Here is a 25133-nt window from a genome sequence, read left to right as displayed (position 1 = left end):
CGGCGCGTGGGCGCCGGTCACCACTACTGGTCCGTTTTCACCCCGCGGTCCACGCGCTGCGCGATCCCTTTACGTGGCTGTCATGTACCTGTAGCTTCCGCGCTGCAAGGACTTTCTGGAACTTGCCGGTTCTTCTTGCAGAGCAACTCGGCGCCCCACGGCCCGCATTGGAGACGCTCATGGGACGTACACCCCTCTTCCGGTCGAGGCGCCCGCTCCTCGCGGCGCTGGTGGCGACCGGACTGCTCGGCGCGCTCGCGGGGCCACCGGAGACGGGCCCCGCCCCGATGGAGACGGTCGCCGCCGACGCGAACACGGCGACCGTCTTCTACTACACGAAGACCAAGAACTGGTCCTCCACCTATCTGCACTACGCGCCGGACGGCGGCACCTGGACCACCGTGCCGGGCACGACGATGGAGGCGGCCTGCACGGACTGGGTGAAGAAGACCGTCGACCTCGGCTCGGCGGCCGGACTCGCGGCCACCTTCAACGACGGCGCCGGCACCTGGGACAACAACGGCGGCGCCAACTACGCGCTCGGCACCGGGAACATCACCGTCAAGGACGGGGTGATCGCCCACAGCGACCCGTGCGCCGGTACCGAACCGGCCGAGGGCAACAGGGCCACGGTCTACTACTCGACCGCCACCACCGGCTGGACGACGGCCAACATCCACTACGCGCCGACCGGCGGCACCTGGACGACCTCGCCCGGCGTCGGCATGGAGGCCGCCTGCACGGGCTGGTGGAAGAAGACCCTCGACCTCGGCACGGCGACCTCGCTGAAGGCAGCCTTCAACAACGGCAACGGCGTCTGGGACAACAACAACAGCGCCGACTACGCGCTCACCACCGGCACCTCGACCGTCAGGGACCGTACGGTCACCAAGGACGCGGTGGATCCGTGCGCCGCCGTCGAGCCGGACACCGAGGCCCCGACCGCGCCCACCGAGGTCGCCGCCAACGCCACGAACACCTCCGTCGTCCTGAGCTGGGACGCGGCGACCGACAACATCGGAGTGACCAAGTACCAGGTGACCCGCACCGGCGGCACCAAGGGCACGGCCGTCACCGACGTCGGCTCAACGGTGTTCTCCGACACGGGACTTGAGGCGAGGACGAGCTACACCTACACCGTGAAGGCGGTCGACGCGGCCGGGAACACCTCGCCCGCCTCCGCCGCGGCCACCGCGACGACCGGCGAGAAGGCCCCCGACCCGGCCTCCGGCACCCCACTGGGCACCGACCCCCGCAAGGACCCCATCTACTTCGTCCTCACCGCCCGCTTCCACGACGGCGACAGCTCCAACAACCGCGGCGGCAGCCAGCACACCAAGTCCGGCAACGCGGCCAACAACGACCCCATGTTCCGGGGCGACTTCAAGGGACTGGTCGAAAAGCTCGACTACATCAAGGCGCTCGGCTTCTCGGCCGTCTGGGTCACCCCGGTGGTCCTCAACCGCTCGGACTACGACTACCACGGCTATCACGGCTACGACTTCTACAAGGTGGACCCGCGTCTGGAGTCGGCCGGCGCCTCCTACCAGGACCTGATCAACGCGGCGCACGCCAAGGGCATGAAGATCTACCAGGACGTCGTCTACAACCACAGCTCCCGCTGGGGCGCCAAGGGCCTGTTCACCCCGACCGTGTACGGCGTCCGCGACTCCCAGTGGAGCTGGTACTACGACGAGAGGAACGAGGGCTTCGAGTACGACGGCCTCACCGTCGAACCCAAGTCCGGCAAGGCGTACTACAACGGCGACCTGTGGTCGACCGCCGAGCCGTCCGGCAACACCTGCCTCAACTGGGGCAAGCCCACCGGAGGCAAGAGCGCCGAGGGCTACACCCTCTACAACTGCCAGTGGCCCAGCCCCACGTCGGGCATGTTCCCCAAGGCGCTCTACCACCAGTGCTGGATCGGCAACTGGGAGGGCGAGGACGCCCGCTCCTGCTGGCTGCACGAGGATCTGGCGGACTTCGACACCGAGAACACCACCGTCCAGAACTACCTGATCGGCGCGTACGACAAGTACATCGACATGGGTGTCGACGGCTTCCGCGTGGACACGGCCGTGCACGTACCCCGCGTCACCTGGAACCGCCGCTTCCTGCCCGCCATCCAGGAGCGCGTCACCCAGAAGTTCGGCGCCGAGGCCGCGCAGAACTTCTTCGTCTTCGGCGAGGTCGCGGCCTTCGTCAACGACAAGTGGAACCGCGGCTCGGTCAACCACTCGGCGCAGTTCTACACCTGGAAGGAGCGCAAGGAGTACAGCGCGGACGACGAGGCGGCGGCCCTGGAACAGTTCACCTACGAGAACGACCAGGGCACGGCGAACCAGCCGACCTCCACCAACGCCTTCCTGAACGGGAACAGCTACCACACCCCCGACCGCAGTCGGTTCTCCGGCATGAACATCATCGACATGCGGATGCACATGAATTTCGGTGACGCGCAGAACGCCTACGGCAACGGCAAGGACTCCGACGACAGCGTCAACGACGCCACGTACAACGTCGTCTATGTCGACAGCCACGACTACGGGCCCAACAAGAGCAGTGAGCGCTACACCGGCGGCACCGACGCGTGGGCCGAGAACATGGCGCTGATGTGGACCTTCCGCGGCATCCCGACCCTGTACTACGGCTCGGAGATCGAGTTCCAGAAGGGCAAGAAGATCGACTGCGGTCCGACCTGCCCGCTGGCGACGACCGGTCGCGCGTACTACGGCGACCATCTCGCGGGCAGCGTCACGGCCTCCGACTTCGGCACGGTCGGCTCCGCGAGCGGGGAGGTCGCGAACACCCTCGCGCAGCCCCTGGTCAAGCACCTCCAGCGGCTCAACCAGATCCGCCGGGCCGTCCCCGCCCTCCAGACGGGCCAGTACTCCACCGAGGGGATCAGCGGCCCGATGGCCTTCAAACGCCGGTACACCAGCGGCTCGACGGACAGCTTCGCCCTGGTCACGGTCACGGGCGGCGCCACGTACACGGGCATCCCGAACGGCACCTACAAGGACGCCGTCACCGGGGACGTGAAGACCGTCTCCAGCGGCACGCTGAGCGTCGGCGCACCCGGCAAGGGCAACCTCCGCGTGTACGTGCTGAACGGCCCCGGGAAGATCGGCGCCGACGGCCCGTACCTGAAGTAGGCGCGCGGGCACACGAGTTGGTGGGGCGGTCCACTTGGCGGTATCCGATGGGTACAGCAGGCATCGGTCGCGTGTTCAATCACGGGTGACGCGTGACGTACGGACCGCCCCACCTGTCAGGAGGCACCGTGATCGCCCCTCCCGAACCCGGACTGACCGAACGCGAACTCATCGACCGGGCCACCGCGCTGCGGCCCGTACTGCTCGAACGCCAGGCGCGGACGGAGGAGTTGACGCGCTACCCGCAGGAGACGCACGAGGACTTCCTGCGGGCCGGCTTCTACCGGACCCTCCAGCCGCGCCGCTACGGCGGCTACGAGTTCGGGCTGCCGACCTTCCTCCGTGTGGTCACCGAGATCACCCGCGGCTGCCCCTCCACCGGCTGGGCGCTGTCCCTGACCGCCGCCCATGTCCTGCAGTTCGCCGCGCAGTTCGACGAGCGGGCCCAGGACGAGGTCTTCGGCACCGACGGCGAGTTCCGTGCCGCGTCCACCGTCGCGCCCGTCGGAGTCGCCCGGCCGGACGGCGACGGCGGGATCGTCCTGGACGGCACCTGGCCCTACTCCTCGGGCTCCCCGTACTCCACCCACTACCTCGGCCAGACCCTGCGCGCCCCCGAGAAGCCAGGCGACCCGCCCGGACCGATGGTCCTGTTCGTCGCCCCGCGCCCGGTGTGGACCCTCGTGGACGACTGGCACGGCGTCCTCGGCCTGCGCGGCAGCGGCTCCAACAGCGTCCGCATGGACCAGGCCACCATCCCCGAACACCTCACCCGGGAGGTGAGCCTGCTCGACCTGCCCGTGGCGGGCGGCACCCCCGGCTCGAAGCTGCACGGCAACGCCCTGTACGCGGGACGCGCGCCCAGCGTCTACCACGGGGAGCTGGCGGCCATCATGACCGGCATCGGATACGCCGCCGCCGACGAATACGCCCGGATCCTCGCCGAGAGGCCGCTGACCCTGGAACCGGACCGTACCCGCGCGGAACTCCACGACTACCAGCGCCACCTCGGCGAGGCGCTCGGCATGATCCACACCGCGCAGGCCGCCCTCCAGCGCAACGCCGAGGACTACATGGAGGCCTGCCGCCGCAACGTCTCGGGCGAGGCACCCTTCACCGTCGCCGACGACAACCGGCTCGCGTTCGTCTTCCTGAACGCGGGACGCACGGCCTGGGACGCCCTGCAGAACATCCTCTTCCGCACGGCCGGCTCCCGCCACGCGCGGGACGGGGCGCGGATGCAGCGCTACTTCCGGGACGCCGCCACGTACTGGTCGCACATCGGGGCGAGCATGGCCGAGCCACTGGCCCGGCGCGTCGGCCGCGACCGGCTGGGACTGCCCTCGCACGACATTCCGCTCATCCCGTGACCGTTGCGTGACGGGTGTGTGGAGTGGGCATGGCACCCCGCAGGACGGGTACGCGACCAGCCGCGCCCGAGTCGGAGACGACACGGGCGGCCTGTTTTCGCCACTACGTCTGGATGTGCCATGGAGATTTCCTCGAACGACAGCGCCACGGTTGAGGCCCAGCGCGCGCTGAGCGTCCTGGCCGAGAACGCCGGGGACGGCGCAGCGCTGGACACACTGGCCGGTAGTGACGTGCTGGTCCCGGTGCCCGACGACGCCCAGGACGAGACGGTGGCCGACCCCACGGTCGTGGCCCTGCCCGTCCTGGAACAGCCGGGCTCCGACCCGCTGGTCCCGGTGTTCACCTCGGAGGTGACGATGGCCGAGCTGCTGCCGTCCGTGTCGCGCTACCGCCTCGTCCCCCTGGGGACGCTCGCCGCGCAGTGGCCCTCCAGCGACCTCTCGCTGAGCATCGACGCCAGCACGCCGCACGGCCTGACCCTCGACTCCCAGGGTGTACGCACCCTGCTGGCGCCCCGCGCCTGAGCAGGGCGGTGCGGGACGGGGGATCGGGCCCGGCCACATGTCGGAGGGGAGCGGCCGGGCCCTGGGGCGCGGGCGTGCTCCCGCTCCCCCGCCCCTGGTCCGAAACCGTGAGGGATGAACGGCGCCGACACCGTTCATCCCTGACGCACGGGCGCCGTGATCAACGGTAGGCCGACACCCGTGCCGGAATCGCTCCGCAAAGCGCGGCGCTTGTCCGGTATGCGCGGTGGCGCCCCTCAGCCCGAGCGCAGTGTCTGCGCGGGCGAGGTGCCGAACCGGGTCCGGTAGCGCTGGGCGAAGCGCCCGAGATGCGCGAACCCCCACCGGTACGCCACCTCCGTGACCGTGATCGTCGCGGGATCGGCCGCGAGCAGCTGCTCGTGCGCCCGCCGCAGCCGGACCTCGGTGACATAGGCGGTGGGGGACATCCCCACATGTTTGCGAAAGGCCTCCTGGAGGGCGCGCACCCCGATCTGGGACAGGGAGGCCAGCCGCGCCGCGTCGTAGTGCTCGTCCGGCCGCTCGTCGATCGCCTCCATGACCCGCCGGACCGTCGCGGGCCGCGCCGCCGGCACGGGCGCGTCCAGCGCGCCACGGTAGGAGTGGCCGCACGCGAGTAACAGTCCCTCCAGCAGGGTCTGTTCGATCCGGGACCGGATCAGGGGCCGGCCCAGCAGCCCGTTCGAGGTGTTCTTCTCCAGCAGGCACCACAGCGCGAGGTCCGCCCAGCTGCGCCCGGCCCCCCGGTCGACGTCGATGTACGTCTCGAAGTCCGGGGGACGCCGAACGGGCCCGCCGAGCAGGGCCTCCAGCCGCTCGTGCAGGGCGGCCGTGTCGATCTTCACCGTGAGGGCACGGCAGTCGGCCGACCAGTCGTCCACCCGGATCCCGCGTTCCGGCTGGAGGAACACCGCGCGCCCGGGAGCGGTGTACGCCGGAGCCCCGTACCCCTGTCTGCAGCGGAAGCGGCCGGTGAGCGGCACGGTCACGTGGTAGACCCGCGGCTGTGCGAAGTCGATCGTCACCTCCGTACCGAAGCTGACGTCGCCGACGGTCAGCGCGCCGAGTTCGGCCACGCTGAGCCGGGTGAGGAAGTCCTCGGCCCGGCCCGGTACTTCGAGGCGGAGGTCGTAGTAGTGCTCCGCGATGACGTCGTGCGACTCCTCCACGCAGCGCGTCTCGTAGCTGCTGACCCCGGCCTGCCGTTCTTCGTCCTCGACCACGGTGATCCCCCCGACACAGCCCGTGCCGTTCTGCGCACGGCGACATATGTGACGGTACGGGATGCGTCGCGCCCGGTGTAAGGATCTTCAGGCGTCGGTCAACATGCGCGCCAGGGCGGCGCGTTGGAGGGGGAGGACCTGAGCGTGCAGGTCACGGCCCTTTTGGGTGAGGGCCACCCAGACACCGCGCCGGTCCTCCTGGCAGATGCTCCGCTCCACCAGGCCCTCTTTCTCCAGCCGTCCGATCAGCCGGGAGAGGGCGCTCTGGCTCAGATGGATCCGGTCGGCGATGTTCTGCACACGGCACTGCTCGGCGGGGGCCCGGCCTGCCTTCGCCGGCGCGTCGGGGGCCGAGGCGCCGGACACGAGGATGTCGAGCACCTCGAAGTCACTGGCGCCCAGTCCGTGCGGATGGAGTTCGCGGTCGATCTCGCACATGGTGCGCGCGTGCACCGACAGGATGTCCCGCCACTGGTCCTCCAGCCGGGAAGCGGCCTTCTCTGCTGCCATGTCCGCACGGTAACAGAGAAGAGGCCGCTTGTTGAGCATGCAACTAGTGCAGTTGCATACAGTTGTCCGGCTCCAGGATCAGGCTGTCCGGCCGCAGGATCAGGACGCCTCCTGGACCAGACCGACGGCGTTGCCGTCCGCGTCCTTCACGGAGGCGATCAGCATGCCGCCGCCGACGTCCTGGACGTCCTGGACCACCTCGGCACCGGCGCCGACGAGACCGGCGAGGCCCGCCTTGATGTCGTCGACGTACCAGTAGGGGACGGGCCCGGTCAGACCCTTGGCGTGCCCGTGCGGGTCGAGCCCCACCTCGGGCTGCCCCGGCACCCGGAAGCCCACGTAGTACGCCTCGTCCACGTACGGCTCCACTCCGAGGAGCGCGCCGAACAGGGCCTTGGCCCGGGCGAGGTCCTTGACGGGGTAGTTGATGGTCTTGAGGCCTTCGGACATGACGGGCTCCTCCGCGGTCGTGATCGCACCGGCGGTCGTTCGTCCGCCGGTCTCCCGGCGGTTTCTCGCCGGTGCCATCACGCTACGACCGGGTGGTGCCGGGCCGCTTCTCCGATCCTGACCAGTCAGGGGCGGAGCGGCCCCCGGCCCGTCAGCCCGCGAAGATCTCCACCACCGACCAGACGGCGAGGCCGAGCATGCAGATCCCGCCGACCCGCTGCACGGTCTTCAGCGGTACGCGCTTGGCGATGAAGCGGCCGGCCAGCAGCGCCAGCGCGGAGACCGACATGAGGGCCGCCGCCGAACCGACGGCCACGGACGCGACCCCGTTCGTGGCGGCGAGGTTGGCGGTCGTGATCTGCGTCAGATCGCCCCACTCGCTGATGAAGACGGCCATGAAGGCGGTCGTGTAGACGGGCCAGAAGCCGGTGACGGTACGGCCGCCGGCGTCCTCCTCGTCCTCGTCGTCGCCGCCGCGCAGCAGCATGAAGGCGCCGAACGCGAAGAGGGCGGCCGAGACGGACTTGACGGTCCAGTCGGGCAGCAGGCCGATGAGGCTTCCGGCGCCGACCGCGATGGCGACGTGCACGATGAACGCGGTGGACGTGCCGAACCACACGTAGAGGGGCCGCATACGGGTGCCCATGGCGAGAGACGCGAACATCGTCTTGTCCGGCAGCTCGGCGAGGAAGATCAGCCCGAAGGCGGTGAGGATCGCCAGAGGGTCGAGATGCATTCCGGTGGCTTTCTGTAGGGACCGGGCCCCCGGATCTTCGCGAAGCGCCCTCGGTCGGGGCGACGGGAGAACCGATCGGCCCGGCATGTCGGGTGCCCGCGGGGTCGCGGGCACGGCAATGCCTGGCCGAAGGTCTCGTCCACCCGTGTGTCACATGGGCCCGGCCACCGGGAACCCGAGGGTTCCAGTGTGTCGACGACCGGTTCGCGGGACTACTCCCCTTCGCAGTCACTCAGTGTACAGGGCATCTGTTTGCGTGTCGCATGAGGGCGGGACGAGTGGGTATATGAGGTGCATTCCGCGCGGATGGATCATCTCCGGGCAATCAGGTCTCCGGGGCCGCGCGGGGAAGACGGGACGCGGCACCATGACCATGATCGACGCGACCGACGAAGACACCGCCGTGGTGATCCTCCGGGCCCTGAGCGTGCTGGCCCACGACGGAGGGGACCGGCGCGCGCGGGCGACGCTCGCCGGCAGCGACGTACTGATCCCGTCCTACGGCCCGGACGACGGCGGGGACCCGACGACGCTGATCCTGCCCGTCACGGGGCGGACCGTGCGGGTCTTCACCTCGGAAGCCCGCATGGCCCACGCCCTGCCGGGCGTCCGCCACTACTGTCTCGTCCCGCTCGGCACGCTTCCGGCGTACTGGCCCGCGAGGAACCCCTCCCTGACCATCGACGCCGGGTCACCGGACAGCGTGATGCTGACCGCCGAGGGCGTACGGACACTGCTGTCCGCCGGTGACCGGTGAGCCTCCGCCTCAGGTGGACTGGCGTTTGACCAGTTCCGTCGGCAGGATCACCGCCGCCGGATCCTCTCCGCCGATCTGGGCGAGCAGCACCCGGACCATCTCGGAGCTGATTCGGTCGTAGGGCTGGCGGATCGTGGTGAGTTCGGGGCTCGCCGCGACGGCCGCGGAGGAGTCGTCGAACCCGCCCACCGCCACATCACCGGGGACGCTCCGGCCCGCCCGGTGCAGCGCGGTCAGCACGCCCTGTGCCATGAGGTCGGAGGCCACGAAGACCGCGTCCATGTCCGGCGACCGCTCCAGGAGGAGTTCGGCGCCCGCCTCGCCGCTGGCCCGGCTGTAGTCGCCGGACGTGACGAGGCGTTCGTCCAGGTCGATGCCCGACTCCGTGAGCACCTCGCGATAGCCCGCCAGGCGCTCGACACCGCCGGGGGTGTCCAGCGGTCCTGTCACCATGCCCACCCGGCGCCGGCCGAGCGACACCAGATGGCGCACCATGTCGCGGGCGCCGTCCCGGTCGTCCGCGGCCACGTAACTGATCTTGGAGCCGACGCCGATGGGCTTGCCGCACATGACGAGCGGTACACCGGCGTCGCGCAGCTGCTCGGCCACCGGGTCGCCGGAGTGGCTGGAGACCAGCAGCACCCCGTCGACATGGCCCGCGGTGATGTACCGCGTGATGCGGCGCCGCTCGTCCTCGGTGCCCGCCAGCATCAGCAGCAACGGGATGTCGTGCGCCGCCAGTGCCTGCGTGCAACCGCGCAGCAGGACATTGAAGTTGGGGTCCTCGAAGAACCTCTCCTGCGGTTCGGTGAGCAGGAAGCCGATCGAGTCCGAGCGTCCGGTGATCAGCGAGCGGGCGTGCCGGTTCACGACGTAACCCGTCCTGCGGATGGCGGCGTTGACCGCTTCCTGCGCGGCGGGGCTGACATAGTGCCCGCCGTTCAGGACGCGTGACACCGTCCCCCGGGACACTCCGGCCTCGCGCGCGACGTCGTGAATCGTCGGCGGTCGGCGCCGGCCCCCCGATTGGCTCATGGTCACGACTTTACGGCTCCCGACAGCAGATCGAGACTCCAGAACCGCTGGATGACCAGGAAGAGCGCGACGAGCGGGATCACCGCGAGCAGCGCGCCGGTGATCACCAGCGTGTAGAGGGCCGGGGTGTTGGAGCCCTGTTCGAGGAGCGTGAACAGACCGAGGGTGATCGGGAACTTCTCGTCGTCGCTGAGCATGATGTACGGCAGCAGGAAGTTGTTCCACACCGCCACGAACTGGAACAGGAAGACCGTCACCAGGCCGGGCACCATCATCGGCAGCGCGATCCGGGTGAAGATCCGCAGCTCGCTCGCCCCGTCCATCCGTCCCGCCTCGACGACGTCGGCGGGCACGGCCGCGGCGGAGTAGATCCGCGCGAGATAGACGCCGTACGGGGACAGGATCAGCGGCAGCAGCACGGACGCGTAGGAATCCGTGAGGTCGGCCTTCGCCATGAGGAGGTACTGCGGGATCGCGAGGATCACCGGCGGCATCAGCACGCCGGCCAGCAGGATGTTGAAGACGGTCTCGCGCCCGCGGAAGCGGTAGATGGCCAGCGCGTAGCCGCTGAACGCCGACACGGCCGTCGACAGGAGGGCGCCGAGGCCCGCGTAGAGGGCGGAGTTGCCCATCCACTTCCAGTACACGCCGTCGCGGTAGGCGTTGAGGTCGGAGATGTTCTGGGTGAAGCCCGTGCCCGGCAGGAACGTGAACGTCGAGAACAGCTCGCTGCCCGACTTGGTCGCCGCGATCACCACCCAGGCCACCGGCAGCAGGCAGTAGAGCGCGCCGATCAGCAGGGTCACCGTCGGGACGAAGGCGATGCGGCGGCGCAGCGGCGGCCCCTGAGCGGTGCCGGGCGTCGTCCCGGCGGCCGGGGCCGCCTTGCGGACGGCAAGAGAACTCATCGTGCTGCCTCCTGCTTGTTACGGGAGTTCGCGGCCCGCAGGAAGCCGAAGGACAGGACCAGCGTGACGAACGCGATGATCACCGCGGTCGCCGCGGCGGAGTAGATGTCACCCTTGCCGAAGGCGTCCTGGTACACCTTCATCAGCGGACTCCAGGTCGTGGACACGGAGTTGGTGAGCGGTTTGAGCGTGGTCGGCTCGCTGAACACCTGGAGCGTCGCGATGATCGAGAAGAAGAAGGTGAGCACCAGCGAGGGCACCACCATCGGGATCTTGATCCGGAGTGCGGTCTGCAGCGGGGTGGCGCCGTCCAGCTTGGCCGCCTCGTACACCTCGGTGGGGATGGCCTGGAGCGCGGTGTAGATGACGATCATGTTGAAGCCGGTGCCGCCCCACACCGCGATGTTGGACAGCGCGATGTACAGCGGCCCGCCGTCCAGCAGATCCGGCTGCGGCAGGCCCAGCCGGTCGAGGACGAAGTAGAAGGGGCTGACGTCCGGCAGGTAGAGGAAGCCCCAGAGCATCGCGGCGACGACGCCGGGAATGGCGTACGGCAGGAAGATCGCGAGGCGGGTGACCGGGGCGAGACGGACCCGGTCGGCGTCGAGCATCAGCGCGAAGAGCAGCGCGAGCCCGAGCATGACCGGGACGACGATGGCGCCGTACCCGAGGACGCGCAGCGCTCCGGCGAGCAGTTCGGAGTCGGTGAGGGAGTCGGTGTAGTTCTCCAGGCCCGCCCAGACTTCCTTCCGGGCCCCCGAACCGAGACCCAGGCCCTTGACCTGGACCTTGTGCAGACTGAGCCAGACCGCGTAGCCGATGGGCAGCGCGAAGAACAGGGCGAACAGGATCGTCGCGGGGAGGAGGAAAAGATAGGGGGCGCTTCGCGCTCGTTTGAGGGTGGTGGTGGGAGACGGGAGGGCATACGGGGCCCCCTTGACCCCGTACGACTTCCGGTGTGCGCTGGTCACTCCGCGACCTCGAAGCCCTGCTTGTCGAGGTCGGCGACGGTGTCGTCCTGCATCTTCGTCAGGGCCGCGCCGAAGTCCGACTTGTTCTTGGCGGCCGCGCCGAAGGCGTCCTTGAACGTGGTGTAGGCGACGTTCACGTTCGGGCCCCAGGCGGAGGGCGCGGTGGTCTTCGCGATGGCGGAGGCCTGGGTGTAGAAGTCCGGCTGGTTCGAGAAGTACGCCGGCGGCTCGGTGAAGGCGCCACTGGTCTGCGCGGTGGTGGCGGCCGGGTAGATGCCGCCCTCCTTCGCGAGCGCGGTCAGCGCCTCGGGATCGGTGTTCAGCCAGGTGGCGAACTTCGCGGCGGCCGACTTGTGCGCGGAGTCCGTGGTGACGGCCGTGGACGAACCGCCCCAGCTGCCCGTGACGTTCTCGGCGGCGGACCACTGCGGCAGCGGGGCCATCGCCCACTTGCCCTTGGTGTCGGGCGCGGCGGTGGTGAGGGTGCCCGGCGCCCAGACCGCGCTGACCCAGGCGATCTGCTTGCCGGTGTTCAGCGCCTTGTTCCAGGCGGGCGTGTACATCGGCTGGTTGTCGATCGCGCCCTCCTTGACGAGACCGCCCCAGAAGTCGGCGACCTTCTGCGAGGCCGCGTCGTCGATGCCGACCTTCCACTTGTCGCCCTCGGTGGTCCACCACTTGGCGCCGGCCTGCTGCGCGAGACCGGCGAACAGCCCGGAGTCGTTGGCGGAGAACGTGGTCAGGTCCGTCTCCGGCGCCTTCTTCTTCAGCGCGCGGGCGGTCTCGGCGAACTCCTCCCAGGTCTTGGGGACCTGGAGGCCGTACTTCTTGAACAGGTCCTCGCGGTAGTAGAACATCATCGGCCCGGAGTCCTGCGGGATCGCGTACACCGCGTCCGAGCCCAGGGTGGTCTGCTGCCAGACGCCCTCGGCGAACTTGTCCTTCACCCCGTCCACGTCACCGGCTATGTCGGCGAGCGCGTCGTTGCTGACCAGCGTCGGCAGCGCCTGGTACTCGGCCTGGACCAGGTCCGGGGCCTTCTTGGCCTTGTGCGCGGTGAGGATCTTGGTGACCAGTGTGTCGCCGGACGCCTGCTTCTTGACCGTGACCTTGATCTGGTCCTTCTTGCCCTGGCCCTCGTTCCACAGGTCGGCGACCTTGTCCATGCCCGGCGTCCAGGACCAGTACGTCAGCGAGACGGGCCCCGAATCGGCCTCGCTGTCGTTGTCGTCCGAGGACCCGCAGGCGGCGAGTGCGGTGGCGCCGAGCGAGACGGCGACCGAGATGGTCACGAGGCGGCGCAGCTTCGTGTGTGGCATGGATGTATCTCCCTGACCGTGGTCTCCGCCTGCTGCGGAGGCCTGCCATGCTTCTGTGAGCGTTCACAGTAGAGAAACATCCCGGACACTTGTCAATGGTTGTTGCTGTGCGGTTATGTTGGGCCCGCGCCGCTGGAACAGTGTGTGCACGTTCCCAAATGATCGATTGACCGGGAGACATTCCATGCCGGAGACCACCCCCAAGGGCCTTGACCGGCTCGCCTTCGGTGGGGACTACAACCCCGAGCAGTGGCCGGAGTCCGTCTGGCCGGAGGACGCCCGGCTGATGCGCGAGGCCGGCGTCACGATGGTCAGCGTCGGGATCTTCTCCTGGGCGCTGCTCGAACCCTCGCCGGGCACCTACGACTTCGGCTGGCTCGACCGGGTACTGGACCTGCTGCACGAGAACGGGATACGCGTCGACCTCGGTACCCCGACCGTCGCGCCGCCCGCCTGGTTCTACCGGGAGCACCCCGAGGCGCTGCCGGTGGCCGCCGACGGGACCCGTTACGAGTTCGGCTCGCGCGGCGCCATCTGCCACAGCAACCCGCACTACCGAGCCGCCGCCGCGAACATCACCGAGCGGCTGGCGGAGCGGTACGCCGCACATCCCGCACTCGCCCTGTGGCACGTCCACAACGAGTACGGGGTCCCGGTCTCGGCCTGCTACTGCGAGAACTGCGCCGCGCACTTCCGCCGCTGGCTCACGGAGACCTACGGCACGGCCGGCCCGGACGGCACGGCGAACGCGATCGACGCGGTCAACGAGGCCTGGGGCACGGCCTTCTGGGGCCAGCGGTACGCCGACCTCGACCAGATCAACCCGCCCCGGCTGGCCCCGACCGTGGGCAACCCGGGCCAGGCGCTCGACTACAAGCGGTTCGCCGACGCCACCATGCGCGAGAACTTCGTCGCCGAGCGGGACATCCTGCACCGCCTGGCACCCGGCATCCCGGTCACCACGAACTTCATGACCGCCCTCAGCCAGTGCGACTCCGTCGACTACTGGGCCTGGGGCCGCGAGGTCGACCTCGTCAGCAACGACCACTACCTGATCACCGACGGCCGCCGTACGCACGTGAACCTCGCGATGGCCGCCGACCTGACCCGTTCCGTGGCGGGCGGCGCCCCCTGGCTGCTCCTCGAACACTCCACGTCGGGCGTCAACTGGCAGACCCGCAACCCCGCGAAGGCGCCCGGCCAGATGGCCCGCAACTCGCTCGCCCATGTGGCCCGGGGCTCCGAGGGCGCGATGTTCTTCCAGTGGCGGCAGTCACGACGGGGTGCGGAGAAGTTCCACTCCTCGATGCTGCCGCACGCGGGCACCGACTCGCGCGTGTGGCGCGAGGTCGTCGAACTCGGCGCGGCCGTCGACTCGTTGAGCACCGTACGCGGCAGCCGCACGGTCGCCGACGCGGCCGTCCTGTGGGACTGGCACTCCTGGTGGGCGCAGAACCTCGCCTGGCGGCCGAGCGAGGACCACGACCCGCGCGAGCGCGCCGACTCCTTCTACGAAGCCCTCTACGACCGGCACCTCACCGTCGACTTCGCCCACCCGGAGGCCGACCTGTCGGCCTATCCGCTGGTCGTGGTCCCGGCGCTCTACCTGATGACCGAGGCCGCCGGACTCAACCTCAAGGAGTACGTCGAGAACGGCGGCACGCTCGTCGTCTCGTACTTCTCCGGCATCGTCGACGAGCAAGACGCCGTGCACGACGGCGCGTACCCCGGCCCGCTGCGGGACGTACTCGGCCTGACCGTCGAGGAGTTCTCGCCGCTCCTCGCGGGCGACCGGGTGCGCCTCACCGGTCCCGACGGCTCCGGACTCGCCGGTGACGTGTGGAGCGAGTTCGTCGTGCCGCGCGGTGCCGAGACCGTGTGGACGTACGCCGACGGGCTCGCCGCCGGGCATCCCGCGGTCACCCGGCACCGGCTCGGGGCGGGGTCCGCGTGGTACGTGTCCACGCGGCTCGGCGCCGCCGGGCTGGACGCGTTGATCGGGTGGGCCGCGGATGACGCGCGGATCGCTCCGCGCGGTGATCTGCCGCGTGACGTCGAAGTGGTGCGGCGGGTGGGGGAGTCGGGGGCTTTCCTCTTCGTGGTCAACCACACCGGTGTGGAGGTCAAGGTGCCGCTCGATGCGCACGGGACTGAGTTGCTGACCGGGGAGCGGGCTGCTGGGCGGCTCGCGGTGCCGGCGGGGGCCGTACGGGTCGTGCGGCTCGACGACTGATCCGACCCGCAGATTTCGCCCCCGCCGCCCTTACCCTTCCCGTCACTGCATGGGGCTGCGCCCCTCGTTCCCGTATCGCGCTGCGCGCTCGTCCTCAAACGCCGGACGGGCTGGTGGTTAGCCTCTCCGGCGTTTGAGGAGCGGGGGTTCGGGGGCAGCGCCCCCGAGCCGTGGACGGGAACGGGTAGGGGCGGCGGGGGCGAGGCAAACCCCCCGTCACCGCACGGGGATCACATCCACATCACGTCGAAGGGACAACGACGACGATGTTCCATCCCAGACGCACACTCAAGGCCCTGCTCCTGCCCCTGGCAGCAGGCCTCGCCCTGACCCTGCTACCCGCGCAGAGCGCCTCCGCGGCCACCACCCTCACCAACCCCGGCTTCGAATCGAACGGCACCGGCACCGCCACCCCCACCGGCTGGACGGCCTACTCGGCCGGAGGCCAGACCGCGGCCTCCTACACCGAGGCGGGCGGCCACACCGGCAGCTACCGGCTCACGCACTACTCGGCCTCCGCGTACAAGGTGGAGACGTACCAGTACCTCTCCGGCCTCACCAACGGCACCTACACGCTCACCGCCTGGGTGCGTTCGGGCGGCGGCCAGAACTCCGCGTACCTCGCGCTCAAGAACTGCGGCAGCGCGGAGCAGCGCACCGACATCCCCGTGTCGTCCAGCGGCTGGCTCCGGATCGTCACCTCCATAGCCGTGACGAACAACCAGTGCACGATCAGCGTCAACTCCGACGCCAAGGCCGGCAACTGGATCAATGTCGACGACCTGACCTTCACGTCCGGATCAACAGCTCTGTCCATCAAGGGCTCTGACGTGTCGTCACTCGCCAAGAGCGAAGCCAAGGGCGGTGTCTACAAGAACAGTTCCGGCACCACCGGTGACGCCCTCGCCATCCTCAAGTCCGCCGGGCAGAACTACGCCCGGCTCAAGGTGTGGGTGAACCCCGCCGACGGCTACAACGACAAGGCGCACGTCCTCGCCGTCGCCAAGCGCGTCAAGGCGCAGGGCATGAAGCTCCTCGTCGACTTCCACTACTCGGACACCTGGGCCGACCCGGGCGCCCAGTCCAAGCCCGCGGCCTGGTCCAGCCACTCCTACAGCCAGCTGAAGACGGACGTCTACAACCACACGTACGACGTTCTGAACGCCTTGAAGGCACAGGGCACCACGGCCGACATGGTGCAGGTCGGCAACGAGATCAACGGCGGCATGCTCTGGAACGAGGGCTCCACCTCGAACTGGGCGCAGCTCGCCGGGCTGCTCAACTCGGGCTACGACGCGGTCAAGGCGGTCAACTCCGGTACGACCGTGGCGATCCACCTCGCCAAGGGCGGCGACCTGGCGGGCACCCGCTGGTGGTTCGACAGCGCCGTCTCCAACGGTGTGAAGTTCGACGTCATCGGCCTGTCCTACTACGGCTACTGGCACGGCACGCTCGCCGACTTCCAGACGACCCTGGACGACGCGGCGTCCCGCTACGGCAAGCCGGTGTACCTCGCCGAGACCGCCTATCCCTTCCGGCTGGACAGCGAGGACGCGACCGAGAACATCATCGACCTCGCGAGCGAACTCGTCCCCGGCTACGCCGCCTCGACGGCGGGCCAGACCCAGTGGATGAAGGATGTCGCGAGCATCGTGGAGGCCGTCCCGAACGGCCGCGGTCTCGGCATCTTCTACTGGGAGTCCACCTGGACCGCGGTGACCGGCAACGGCTGGGACCCGACGGACCCCTCGTCCGGCAACGGCTGGGAGAACCAGGCCCTGTTCGGCTACGACGACAAGGCCCTGCCGGCGATGGCGTGGTTCAGCCACCGGTGACCGCCCGAACGTAACCGGGCGAGAGCCTGGAAGCGCAACGGGGGTGGGGTGGAAACGGTTACCCGTTTTCACCCCACCTCCCGGACCGGCCCGCCCTCCCCGGAGGGCCCCGTCACTCCCGCCAGAACGGCTCCCGCAGCTTGAACTTCTGGAGCTTCCCCGTCGCCGTGCGCGGCAGCGACTCCACGAAGTCGACCCGCTTGGGCGTCTTGAAACCGGCGAGCCGCTCACGGCAGTGGGCGATCAACTCCTCGGCGGTGACACCGGATCCGTCGGTCACCACGAGCGCGGTCACCAGCTCGCCCCACTTGGCGTCCGGGATGCCGATCACCGCCACCTCGCGCACCGCGGGATGCGAGGTGATCACGTCCTCCACCTCGATCGACGAGACGTTCTCGCCGCCGGAGATGATGACGTCCTTCTTGCGGTCGGAGATGACCAGGTACCCCTCGTCGTCGAGGTATCCGCCGTCCCCGGTGTGGAACCAGCCGCCCTCCTGCGCCTTCGCCGTCTCCTCGGGCTGCTCCCAGTAGCCGTCGAGGTTGTGGTTGGACGCGGTCAGCACCTCCCCGTCCACGTCGACGTCCACGCGTACGCCGAGTGCGGGCGCGCCCGCCCGCCCGAGCCTGCGGGCCCGCTCGGTGGGGTCGAGGTCGTCCCACTCCTCGCGGCCGCGGTTGACCGTGACGAGGGGCGAGGTCTCGGTGAGCCCGTAGATCTGGATGAACTCCCAGCCCAGTTCGACCGTCACGCGCTCGATCGTGCGGGTCGGCGGCGGCGCGCCCGCGCAGACGATACGGACCCGGTCGCGGCCCGGGATCGCGCCCTCCCAGCCGGCGGCGGCGTCGAGCACGGCGTTCAGGACGGCGGGCGCCGCGCACATCAGGGTGACGCCGTGCCGCTCGACGCGGCGCAGGATCTCGGCCCCGTCGATCTGCCGGATCACGATGTGCCGTCCGCCGACGCCCGTGACGCCGTACGGCATGCCCCAGCCGTTGGCGTGGAACATCGGGAGCGTGTGCAGATAGACGTCACGGTCGCTGATCGTGGTGTGCAGGCCGAACACGGTCGCGTTCAGCCACAGATTGCGATGGGTGAGCTGAACTCCCTTGGGGCGGGCGGTCGTTCCGGACGTGTAGTTGACGCTGGCCGTCGCGCCCTCGTCCGGCTCCGCCCAGTCCCGCGGTTCGGTGCCGGTGAGGAAGAGATCGTCGTCGTCGCCCAGGACGAACTTGTGCTTGACGTCGAGGGAGTCGAGGACCTCCGCGCAGGAGGGGTCCGCGTAGACGACCGAGGCGCCGGAGTGCCGGACGATGTAGTCGATCTCCGACGGGGTGAGCCGGAAGTTCACCGGTACGAGGACCCGCCCCCAGCCGGAGACGCCGAAGAACGAGGTCAGCATGCGCGCCGAGTTCTGTGAGATCACCGCGACCCGGCCGCCGACCGGCACGTCCAGCCGGTCCAGTCTGGCCGCCTGCGCGCGGGCGAGCCTCGCCAGCTCCCGGTAGGTCAGCTCGCCGAGGCCTGGCCCCGGCTGTACCGGTTCGTCGACGACGGCGACGCGGTCCGGGTAGACATGGGCCGCGCGGTCGAGGAAGTCACGGACGGTCAGCGGGTAGTACACGACAGCACCTCCGGTTCGGTGGTTCCTTCCTACCTCGCCGGACCGCCCGCGTACCCCGTGGAGCCGTCGCGGATCCCTGGCGACCCATTGCGGACCGACGCGCCCGAAGAGTACTGTCCGACACACCTAATCAACATGTTGAGTATCAGTGAGCAAGAGAGATGAGAGGTGGATGATGACGCACCCCTTCCGCAAGGCGGTCGAGGACGGCGACCACGCGGCCGCCGTCGACCTGCTCTCCGAGGACGTCGTGTTCACCAGCCCGGTGGTCTTCAAGCCGTACGCCGGGAAGGCGATCACCTCCGCGATCCTGGGCGCCGTCATCGAGGTGTTCGAGGACTTCCACTACGTCCGCGAGATCGCCGACCCCGGCGGCCGTGACCTCGTCCTCGTCTTCGAGGCGCGCGTGGGGGACCGCGCCCTCCAGGGCTGCGACATCCTCCACTTCGGCGAGGACGGCCGGATCGACGACCTCACCGTCATGGTCCGCCCCCTGTCGGCGGCCCAGGCACTCCAGGCGGCGATGGCGGCCCGCTTCGAAGCCATCGACAAGGAGGCGTCGGCCGCCACCTGACCGGCACCGGCGGTTAGCCTGATCTCCTGCCCGAGATCAGGAGACACCGCGCATGACCAGCCCCCGTCCGGAGACCGTGGACGAACCGGCGGAACCCGCCGCGCCGGCCCGGCGCGCGCCGGTGTGGCGGGGACAGGGGCCGGCCGTGGCGGTGGTCGCGGTGGGCGGCGCGGCCGGCGCGTCCGCGCGCTACGGGGCCGCACTGCTCTGGCCCGCGCGGACGGGCGGCTTCCCGTGGACCACGTTCTGGGTCAACGTCGTCGGCTGCTTCGTGATCGGCGTCTTCATGGTCCTGGTCACCGAGGTGTGGGCGCCCCACCGGCTGGTGCGCCCCTTCTTCGGCACCGGCGTGCTGGGCGGCTTCACGACCTTCTCGACCTACGCCGTGGACATCCGGAGACTGATCGGCGAGGGCCACCCCCTGACCGCTTTCGCCTACCTCGCGGCCACCCTCTTCGCGGCCCTCGCGGCCGTGTGGGCCGCCGTGGCGCTGACGCGCCGGGTGGCGGCCCGGTGGAGCGCGGGGCAGGTCCCCTCGTGAACTGGGTCCTGGTGATCGTCGGAGGCATGGTCGGCGCACCCCTGCGCTACCTCACCGACCGCGCGGTGCAGTCCCGGCACGACTCGGGCTTCCCCTGGGGCACCTTCACCGTGAACGTCGTCGGCTGCCTGGTCCTGGGCGCCCTGACCGGCGCGGCCACGGCCGGAGCGGCCTCCTCCCACCTGCAGCTGCTCCTCGGCACGGGCCTGTGCGGGGCACTCACCACGTACTCGACGTTCTCGTACGAAACACTGCGGCTGGCCGAGACCGGCGCCCGCTCCCGAGCCGCCGTCAACGCGATCGCGAGCGTGGCCGCAGGACTCGCGGCGGCTTCCGCAGGGGTCGCGCTGGCCCAGGCCGTCTGGGCGTAGCCACCGGGCAGGGTGACCGGGCCGCCGGTGGGCCGCCGGGTGACCGACCTTGACAGTCACCCGCCGTGCCCCGCAGGATCACCCCCGTGAACCTGTCAGACAGCCAGACAGCTGGCGGCTCCGTGCCGCGGCGCGTCAGCGCCATGGAAGCCGTACTCGGGCATCTTCGTGGTGCCATCGAGGGCGGTGAGTACGCCGTGGGGGACAAGCTGCCCTCCGAGGCGGAGCTGTGCCGGCGGCTGGAGGTCAGCAGGCCCGTGCTCCGGGAGGCCCTGCGTGCCCTGCAGACCATGGGCCTGACCGTGTCACGGACCGGCAAGGGCACGTTCGTCGTGTCCACAGGCCCCGTCGAGGACCCCACCTTCGGCGACTACACGGCCAGTGACCTGATGGAGGTCCGCCGGCACGTCGAGATCCCGGTGGCCGGATACGCGGCAGTGCGCCGGACCCCCGAGGACCTCGACCACCTGGCCCATCTGCTCGAACGGATGGAGCGCGAGCGGGACACCACCGCGTGGGTCGCCATGGACACGCTCTTCCACCTCGCCGTGGCGCAGGCCGCCCAGAACCCGGTCTTCCGCCGCGTCATCGAGGAGATCCGCGACGCACTGGCCCGCCAGTCCGCCTTCCTCAACAAGCTCGGCGGCCGTCGCGAGCAGTCCAACCGGGAGCACCGCGCCATCGTCGAGGCCCTCGTCGACGGCAACGCGGCCGACGCGACCGACGCCATGGCGCACCACCTCGACCGCGTCGAGACGACCCTCACCGCGATCGTGCGCCCCGAGCGCACCGACCCCGCGGGCACCCCCACAGAAGGCGGAACCAAGGCGTGAGCGAGCAGTCCCTCGAAGAGCACGAAGAACAGACGCAGCCGGCGGAGACGAAGAGGAGGGCGAGCACTCATGTCGACGCCGGTGACGCGGGGTACAGCAAGTCCCTGAAGTCCCGGCACGTCAACATGATCGCCATCGGCGGGGCCATCGGCACCGGCCTCTTCCTCGGCGCCGGCGGCCGGCTCGCGGAGGCGGGCCCGTCCCTCTTCATCGCGTACGCCGTCTGCGGAGTCTTCGCCTTCCTCGTCGTCCGCGCCCTCGGCGAACTCGTCCTGTACCGGCCGTCCTCCGGCGCCTTCGTGTCGTACGCCCGGGAGTTCCTGGGCGAGAAGGGCGCGTACACCGCGGGCTGGATGTACTTCCTGAACTGGGCGACCACCGGAGTCGCCGACATCACCGCGGTCGCCACCTACACCCACTACTGGGGCATGTTCTCCGACATCCCGCAGTGGGTGATCGCCCTGATCGCGCTCGCCGTCGTGCTCACCGTGAACCTCATCTCGGTGAAGATCTTCGGCGAGATGGAGTTCTGGTTCGCCATCGTCAAGGTCGGCGCGCTCGTCGCCTTCATGCTGATCGGGATCTTCGTCCTGGTCACCCAGCACCCCGTCGACGGAGCCACCCCCGGCCCCTCCCTCATCAGCGACAACGGCGGCCTCTTCCCGAGCGGTCTGCTGCCGATGCTGCTGATCATCCAGGGTGTCGTCTTCGCGTACGCCTCCGTCGAACTGGTCGGCGTCGCGGCGGGCGAGACGGAGAACCCCGAGAAGATCCTCCCGAAGGCCATCAACTCGATCATGTGGCGCGTCGGACTCTTCTACGTGGGCTCGGTGCTCCTGCTGTCCATGCTGCTGCCCTGGAACAAGTACACCGCCGGGGAGAGCCCGTTCGTGACCGTGCTCTCCAACATCGGCATCCCGGCCGCGGGCGGCGTGATGAACCTGGTCGTGATGACCGCCGCCATGTCCAGCCTCAACTCCGGGCTCTACTCGACCGGCCGCATCCTGCGCTCCATGTCGATGGCCGGCTCGGCGCCCAGGTTCACCTCGGTGATGAGCCGCAGCCAGGTCCCGTACGGCGGAATCCTGCTGACCAGCGGTATCTGCGTGCTCGGCGTCGGGCTCAACTTCGTCGTCCCCGCCGACGCCTTCGAGATCGTGCTCAACTTCGCCGCGCTCGGCATCCTCGCCACCTGGGGCATGATCATGATCTGTCATCTGCAGTTCTGGCGGAAGTCCCAGGAGGGCGAGGTCGACCGCCCCGGCTACCGGCTCCCGGGCTCGCCCTGGACCGAACTCGTCACCCTCTTCTTCCTCGCCTCCGTCCTGGTCCTCATGTACGCCGACGGGGGAGCGGGCCGCACGACGGTCCTGTGCCTCCCGCTGATCGTGGCGGCGCTCGTGGCGGGCTGGTACGGGGTACGCGCCCGGGTCGCCGCCGTGCGGAACGGCCAGGTGGACGCATGAGCACCGACTCCCTTGCCGGGTGCGGGAGTTCGCTCGGCGCGGCACCCTCCGTCAGGGAACCGCTGCACGCGCCCGTCGCCCATCTCGTACGCGGCGGTGTCATCGAGGGCATCCACTACGGCTCGGTGGTCGTGCTGGCCGCCGACGGGACCGTGGACCTGCAGATCGGCGACATCGAGGCGGCCTTCTACCCGCGCTCGGCGCTCAAGCCCGTCCAGGCGGTGGCGATGGTACGGGCCGGGCTGCCGCTCGACGGCGACCTGCTCTCGCTGGCCGCGGCCAGCCACTCCGGCGAGGAACGCCACCTCGCCGGCACCCGGCGCATCCTGGAACTCGCCGGACTCACCGAGGACGACCTGCGCAACGTCCCCGACCTGCCCTTCGACCCGGTCGTCCGGGAGGACTGGATCCGCGACGGACGGCTCCCGTCGAGGCTCGCCCAGAACTGCTCGGGCAAGCACGCCGCGATGCTCTACACGGCACGGCTCAACGGCTGGTCGCTCGACGACTACCTCGACCCGTCGCACCCCCTCCAGCAGGCGATCGAGGAGATCGTCGAGGACCTGACCGGGCAGTCCGTCGCCCAGGTCACCGTCGACGGCTGCGGCGCACCGCTGTTCGCCGTCTCGCTGCACGGCCTCGCCCGCGCCGCCGCCCGGATCACGACCGCCCCGCCCGGTACGCCCGAGGCGCGGGTGGCCGACGCGATGCGCGAGCACGCCGAGATGGCGTCCGGCTCCGGCCGGGACGTCGCCGCGCTGATGCGTGCCGTACCGGGGCTGCTCTCCAAGGACGGCTTCGAGGGCGTGCAGGTCGCGGCGCTGCCGGACGGCCGGGCCGTCGCCGTGAAGATCGCCGACGGCGCCGACCGCGCACGCGTACCCGTCACCGCGGCGGCCCTCGCCCGGGCCGGCGTCGACCCGGCCGTACTCACCGAGTTCGCCGGTGCGCCGCTCCTCGGGGGCGGCGCTGTGGTGGGCCACATCCGGCCGACCCGCGCGCTCGACCAGCTGACGGAGCCGCCGCCGTCGGCGGCGCTGTCGAGTCGGCCCGCCTGACCCCCTCGCCGCACCTCGCGACTCCCGGCAGAACTCACGGAAAAACTCCCGGAAAGAAGAACCGCACCGACATGAACGTCCGCAGTGAGCACGACCTGCTCGGCGACCGTGACGTACCCGCCGAGGCGTACTGGGGAGTCCACTCCTTGCGCGCCAGGGAGAACTTCCCCATCACGGGCATGCCGATCTCCGCGTACCCGCACCTGATCGAGGCGCTCGCCGCGGTCAAGGAGGCCGCCGCCCTCGCCAACGAGGAACTCGGCCTGCTGGAGCCCGCGAAGGCGGCGGCGATCGTCGGGGCCTGCCGGGAGATCCGGCAGGGGAAGCTGCACGACCAGTTCGTCGTCGACGTCATCCAGGGCGGGGCCGGCACCTCGACGAACATGAACGCCAACGAGGTCGTCGCCAACCGCGCGCTCGAACTGCTCGGCCACGCCAAGGGCGAGTACGCGTTCCTGCACCCGAACGAGCACGTCAACCTCGGGCAGTCGACCAACGACGTCTACCCGACGGCCGTCAAGGTCGCCACGGTGTTCGCGGTGCGGGGGCTCCTCGACGCGATGTCCGTCCTGGAGGACGCCTTCGCGGGCAAGGCCGTCGAGTTCCGCGATGTGCTGAAGATGGGGCGTACGCAGCTGCAGGACGCCGTACCGATGACCCTCGGGCAGGAGTTCTCCGCGTACGCGGTGATGCTGGACGAGGACCGCAGCCGGCTCGCGGAGGCCGTCGAACTGGTCCACGAGATCAATCTGGGCGCGACGGCGATCGGCACCGGGCTCAACGCGCCTCCCGGCTACGCGGAGGCGGCGCGCCGGCACCTCGCCGACATCACCGGGCTGCCGCTGGTGACCGCGGCGAATCTGGTCGAGGCGACCCAGGACTGCGGGGCGTTCGTCCAGATGTCCGGGGTGCTGAAGCGGATCGCGGTGAAACTGTCCAAGGTCTGCAACGACCTGCGGCTGCTGTCGTCGGGGCCGCGGGCCGGGCTCAACGAGATCAACCTGCCGCCCGTGCAGGCCGGTTCGAGCATCATGCCCGGCAAGGTGAATCCGGTGATTCCCGAGGTGGTCAACCAGGTCGCCTTCGAGGTGATCGGCAACGACGTCACCATCACGATGGCGGCGGAGGCGGGTCAGCTTCAGCTGAACGCGTTCGAGCCGATCATTCTGCACTCGCTGTCCGAGAGCATCACGCATCTGCGGGCGGCCTGTCTGACGCTCGCCGAGCGGTGTGTCGTGGGGATCACCGCGAACACGGAGGTGTTGCGGGCGGCGGTCGAGAACTCGATCGGGCTGGTGACCGCGCTCAATCCGTACATCGGGTACTCGGCGGCGACCGAGATCGCGCGGGAGGCTCTCGCCACGGGGCGGGGGGTGGCGGAGCTGGTCCTGGAAAAGGGCCTGCTCCCGGCGGACCGCCTGGCGGCGGTGCTGCGGCCGGAGGTGTTGGCGGGTGGCGGTGACCCCGTAGGGGCGGGTGCGGGTGGCTGAGGTCCGTTGTGACCTGACGGCCGGTGGGGGCTTGTCGCGCAGTTCCCCGCGCCCCTTAGGGCTCGTAAAGAATCAACACGGTGGTTTTGTCTCTGTCGTGAGAGCGATGCCGTGCGCGGTTGCGTAGACGTGGAGGCCGGTGAGGGTGG

The 25133-nt window shown here is 69.8% G+C and carries 22 protein-coding genes; 13 read left to right on the top strand and 9 right to left on the bottom strand.

Annotation, left to right across the window (positions count from 1 at the left end; all coding sequences use genetic code 11):
- Nucleotides 1–179 precede the first annotated feature (179 nt).
- The 3 genes from ACZ60E_RS24950 (at nucleotide 180) to ACZ60E_RS24940 (ending at nucleotide 5050) form a co-directional block, all read left to right on the top strand.
- Nucleotides 180–3155, top strand: coding sequence for a carbohydrate binding domain-containing protein (locus ACZ60E_RS24950; protein WP_469443194.1), 2976 nt, complete (start codon nucleotides 180–182; stop codon nucleotides 3153–3155).
- A gap of 128 nt (nucleotides 3156–3283) precedes the next feature.
- Nucleotides 3284–4525, top strand: coding sequence for an acyl-CoA dehydrogenase family protein (locus tag ACZ60E_RS24945; RefSeq protein ID WP_469443192.1), 1242 nt, complete (start codon nucleotides 3284–3286; stop codon nucleotides 4523–4525).
- Nucleotides 4526–4645: 120 nt separating this feature from the next.
- Nucleotides 4646–5050 (top strand): SseB family protein, encoded by a 405-nt coding sequence (locus tag ACZ60E_RS24940; RefSeq protein WP_384798868.1) that lies wholly within the window; start codon nucleotides 4646–4648, stop codon nucleotides 5048–5050.
- A gap of 236 nt (nucleotides 5051–5286) precedes the next feature.
- Here the strand turns inward: ACZ60E_RS24940 and ACZ60E_RS24935 are convergent, their stop codons facing one another.
- The 4 genes from ACZ60E_RS24935 to ACZ60E_RS24920 all read right to left on the bottom strand — a co-directional run bounded on the left by ACZ60E_RS24935 (nucleotide 5287) and on the right by ACZ60E_RS24920 (nucleotide 7969).
- Nucleotides 5287–6273: an AraC family transcriptional regulator gene (locus tag ACZ60E_RS24935; protein ID WP_469443191.1), complete on the bottom strand. Its 987-nt coding sequence runs from the start codon at nucleotides 6271–6273 to the stop codon at nucleotides 5287–5289.
- A gap of 87 nt (nucleotides 6274–6360) precedes the next feature.
- Nucleotides 6361–6783: a MarR family winged helix-turn-helix transcriptional regulator gene (locus ACZ60E_RS24930; protein WP_469443189.1), complete on the bottom strand. Its 423-nt coding sequence runs from the start codon at nucleotides 6781–6783 to the stop codon at nucleotides 6361–6363.
- A 99-nt stretch (nucleotides 6784–6882) separates the two neighbouring features.
- Entirely contained in the window at nucleotides 6883–7233 is a 351-nt protein-coding gene (locus ACZ60E_RS24925) for a VOC family protein (protein ID WP_385836365.1), read from the bottom strand.
- A gap of 151 nt (nucleotides 7234–7384) precedes the next feature.
- Nucleotides 7385–7969 carry a TMEM165/GDT1 family protein gene (locus ACZ60E_RS24920; RefSeq protein WP_384798856.1) on the bottom strand — a complete coding sequence of 195 codons (585 nt, stop codon included), beginning with the start codon at nucleotides 7967–7969 and terminating at the stop codon, nucleotides 7385–7387.
- 367 nt (nucleotides 7970–8336) lie between these two features.
- Here ACZ60E_RS24920 and ACZ60E_RS24915 point away from each other — a divergent pair, with 367 nt between their 5' ends.
- Nucleotides 8337–8726, top strand: coding sequence for an SseB family protein (locus ACZ60E_RS24915; RefSeq protein WP_469443186.1), 390 nt, complete (start codon nucleotides 8337–8339; stop codon nucleotides 8724–8726).
- 9 nt (nucleotides 8727–8735) lie between these two features.
- On the opposite strand, the gene ACZ60E_RS24910 is transcribed toward ACZ60E_RS24915, so the two are convergent.
- Genes ACZ60E_RS24910 through ACZ60E_RS24895 form a run of 4 tightly spaced genes read right to left on the bottom strand, consistent with a single transcriptional unit; the run spans nucleotide 8736 to nucleotide 12959 of the window.
- Nucleotides 8736–9767, bottom strand: coding sequence for a LacI family DNA-binding transcriptional regulator (locus ACZ60E_RS24910; RefSeq protein WP_384798850.1), 1032 nt, complete (start codon nucleotides 9765–9767; stop codon nucleotides 8736–8738).
- Nucleotides 9764–10669, bottom strand: coding sequence for a carbohydrate ABC transporter permease (locus ACZ60E_RS24905; protein WP_210890649.1), 906 nt, complete (start codon nucleotides 10667–10669; stop codon nucleotides 9764–9766). Before ACZ60E_RS24905 ends, ACZ60E_RS24910 begins: the two co-directional genes overlap by 4 nt.
- Entirely contained in the window at nucleotides 10666–11640 is a 975-nt protein-coding gene (locus tag ACZ60E_RS24900; protein WP_384798846.1) for a carbohydrate ABC transporter permease, read from the bottom strand. Before ACZ60E_RS24900 ends, ACZ60E_RS24905 begins: the two co-directional genes overlap by 4 nt.
- Nucleotides 11637–12959 (bottom strand): extracellular solute-binding protein, encoded by a 1323-nt coding sequence (locus tag ACZ60E_RS24895; RefSeq protein WP_384798843.1) that lies wholly within the window; start codon nucleotides 12957–12959, stop codon nucleotides 11637–11639. Before ACZ60E_RS24895 ends, ACZ60E_RS24900 begins: the two co-directional genes overlap by 4 nt.
- 184 nt (nucleotides 12960–13143) lie before the next feature.
- Here ACZ60E_RS24895 and ACZ60E_RS24890 point away from each other — a divergent pair, with 184 nt between their 5' ends.
- Together ACZ60E_RS24890 and ACZ60E_RS24885 are read left to right on the top strand one after the other, a co-directional pair.
- Nucleotides 13144–15192 (top strand): beta-galactosidase, encoded by a 2049-nt coding sequence (locus ACZ60E_RS24890; protein ID WP_469443183.1) that lies wholly within the window; start codon nucleotides 13144–13146, stop codon nucleotides 15190–15192.
- A gap of 266 nt (nucleotides 15193–15458) precedes the next feature.
- On the top strand, nucleotides 15459–17027 hold the full coding sequence (locus ACZ60E_RS24885) for a glycoside hydrolase family 53 protein (protein ID WP_469443182.1): 1569 nt from the start codon (nucleotides 15459–15461) through the stop codon (nucleotides 17025–17027).
- A gap of 112 nt (nucleotides 17028–17139) precedes the next feature.
- On the opposite strand, the gene ACZ60E_RS24880 is transcribed toward ACZ60E_RS24885, so the two are convergent.
- Nucleotides 17140–18651 (bottom strand): AMP-binding protein, encoded by a 1512-nt coding sequence (locus ACZ60E_RS24880; RefSeq protein WP_469443180.1) that lies wholly within the window; start codon nucleotides 18649–18651, stop codon nucleotides 17140–17142.
- Between the two features lie 172 nt (nucleotides 18652–18823).
- On the opposite strand from ACZ60E_RS24880, the gene ACZ60E_RS24875 reads away from it, so the two are divergent.
- The 7 genes from ACZ60E_RS24875 (at nucleotide 18824) to aspA (ending at nucleotide 24984) form a co-directional block, all read left to right on the top strand.
- Complete coding sequence (locus ACZ60E_RS24875) at nucleotides 18824–19225, top strand: nuclear transport factor 2 family protein (protein WP_469443178.1); 402 nt, start codon at nucleotides 18824–18826, stop codon at nucleotides 19223–19225.
- Nucleotides 19226–19277: 52 nt separating this feature from the next.
- Nucleotides 19278–19766, top strand: a complete 489-nt coding sequence (crcB, locus tag ACZ60E_RS24870; protein ID WP_469443176.1) for a fluoride efflux transporter CrcB — start codon at nucleotides 19278–19280, stop codon at nucleotides 19764–19766.
- A complete protein-coding gene (gene crcB / locus ACZ60E_RS24865; protein WP_453793095.1) occupies nucleotides 19763–20137 on the top strand; it encodes a fluoride efflux transporter CrcB in 375 nt (124 codons plus the stop codon). Before crcB (ACZ60E_RS24870) ends, crcB (ACZ60E_RS24865) begins: the two co-directional genes overlap by 4 nt.
- Before the next feature lie 143 nt (nucleotides 20138–20280).
- Nucleotides 20281–20970 carry a FadR/GntR family transcriptional regulator gene (locus ACZ60E_RS24860; protein WP_469443536.1) on the top strand — a complete coding sequence of 230 codons (690 nt, stop codon included), beginning with the start codon at nucleotides 20281–20283 and terminating at the stop codon, nucleotides 20968–20970.
- The gene (locus ACZ60E_RS24855; protein WP_469443173.1) at nucleotides 20967–22436 is read left to right on the top strand and encodes an amino acid permease; all 1470 of its coding nucleotides are present in this window, start codon (nucleotides 20967–20969) and stop codon (nucleotides 22434–22436) included. The genes ACZ60E_RS24860 and ACZ60E_RS24855 overlap by 4 nt, the downstream gene beginning before the upstream one ends.
- Nucleotides 22433–23494 (top strand): asparaginase, encoded by a 1062-nt coding sequence (locus ACZ60E_RS24850; RefSeq protein ID WP_469443171.1) that lies wholly within the window; start codon nucleotides 22433–22435, stop codon nucleotides 23492–23494. The genes ACZ60E_RS24855 and ACZ60E_RS24850 overlap by 4 nt, the downstream gene beginning before the upstream one ends.
- 71 nt (nucleotides 23495–23565) lie before the next feature.
- Nucleotides 23566–24984, top strand: coding sequence for an aspartate ammonia-lyase (gene aspA, locus ACZ60E_RS24845; RefSeq protein WP_453793097.1), 1419 nt, complete (start codon nucleotides 23566–23568; stop codon nucleotides 24982–24984).
- Nucleotides 24985–25133 lie beyond the last annotated feature (149 nt).

This window comes from Streptomyces sp. NPDC102514 (assembly GCF_055584525.1).
Note: the sequence above shows the minus strand (reverse complement) of the source record. Positions and strands in the feature narration are given on the sequence as shown.

Bases quoted from the DNA above. Each gene is read 5' to 3' on its own strand.
- crcB (WP_469443176.1), top strand. From the start codon at position 19,278: ATGACCAGCCCCCGTCCGGAGACCGTGGACGAACCGGCGGAACCCGCC.
- ACZ60E_RS24950 (WP_469443194.1), top strand. From the start codon at position 180: ATGGGACGTACACCCCTCTTCCGGTCGAGGCGCCCGCTCCTCGCGGCG.
- ACZ60E_RS24930 (WP_469443189.1), bottom strand. From the start codon at position 6,783: ATGGCAGCAGAGAAGGCCGCTTCCCGGCTGGAGGACCAGTGGCGGGAC.
- ACZ60E_RS24885 (WP_469443182.1), top strand. From the start codon at position 15,459: ATGTTCCATCCCAGACGCACACTCAAGGCCCTGCTCCTGCCCCTGGCA.
- ACZ60E_RS24895 (WP_384798843.1), bottom strand. From the start codon at position 12,959: ATGCCACACACGAAGCTGCGCCGCCTCGTGACCATCTCGGTCGCCGTC.
- ACZ60E_RS24890 (WP_469443183.1), top strand. From the start codon at position 13,144: ATGCCGGAGACCACCCCCAAGGGCCTTGACCGGCTCGCCTTCGGTGGG.
- ACZ60E_RS24925 (WP_385836365.1), bottom strand. From the start codon at position 7,233: ATGTCCGAAGGCCTCAAGACCATCAACTACCCCGTCAAGGACCTCGCC.
- ACZ60E_RS24860 (WP_469443536.1), top strand. From the start codon at position 20,281: ATGGAAGCCGTACTCGGGCATCTTCGTGGTGCCATCGAGGGCGGTGAG.
- ACZ60E_RS24875 (WP_469443178.1), top strand. From the start codon at position 18,824: ATGATGACGCACCCCTTCCGCAAGGCGGTCGAGGACGGCGACCACGCG.
- aspA (WP_453793097.1), top strand. From the start codon at position 23,566: ATGAACGTCCGCAGTGAGCACGACCTGCTCGGCGACCGTGACGTACCC.
- ACZ60E_RS24905 (WP_210890649.1), bottom strand. From the start codon at position 10,669: ATGAGTTCTCTTGCCGTCCGCAAGGCGGCCCCGGCCGCCGGGACGACG.
- ACZ60E_RS24920 (WP_384798856.1), bottom strand. From the start codon at position 7,969: ATGCATCTCGACCCTCTGGCGATCCTCACCGCCTTCGGGCTGATCTTC.
- ACZ60E_RS24940 (WP_384798868.1), top strand. From the start codon at position 4,646: ATGGAGATTTCCTCGAACGACAGCGCCACGGTTGAGGCCCAGCGCGCG.
- ACZ60E_RS24850 (WP_469443171.1), top strand. From the start codon at position 22,433: ATGAGCACCGACTCCCTTGCCGGGTGCGGGAGTTCGCTCGGCGCGGCA.
- ACZ60E_RS24915 (WP_469443186.1), top strand. From the start codon at position 8,337: ATGACCATGATCGACGCGACCGACGAAGACACCGCCGTGGTGATCCTC.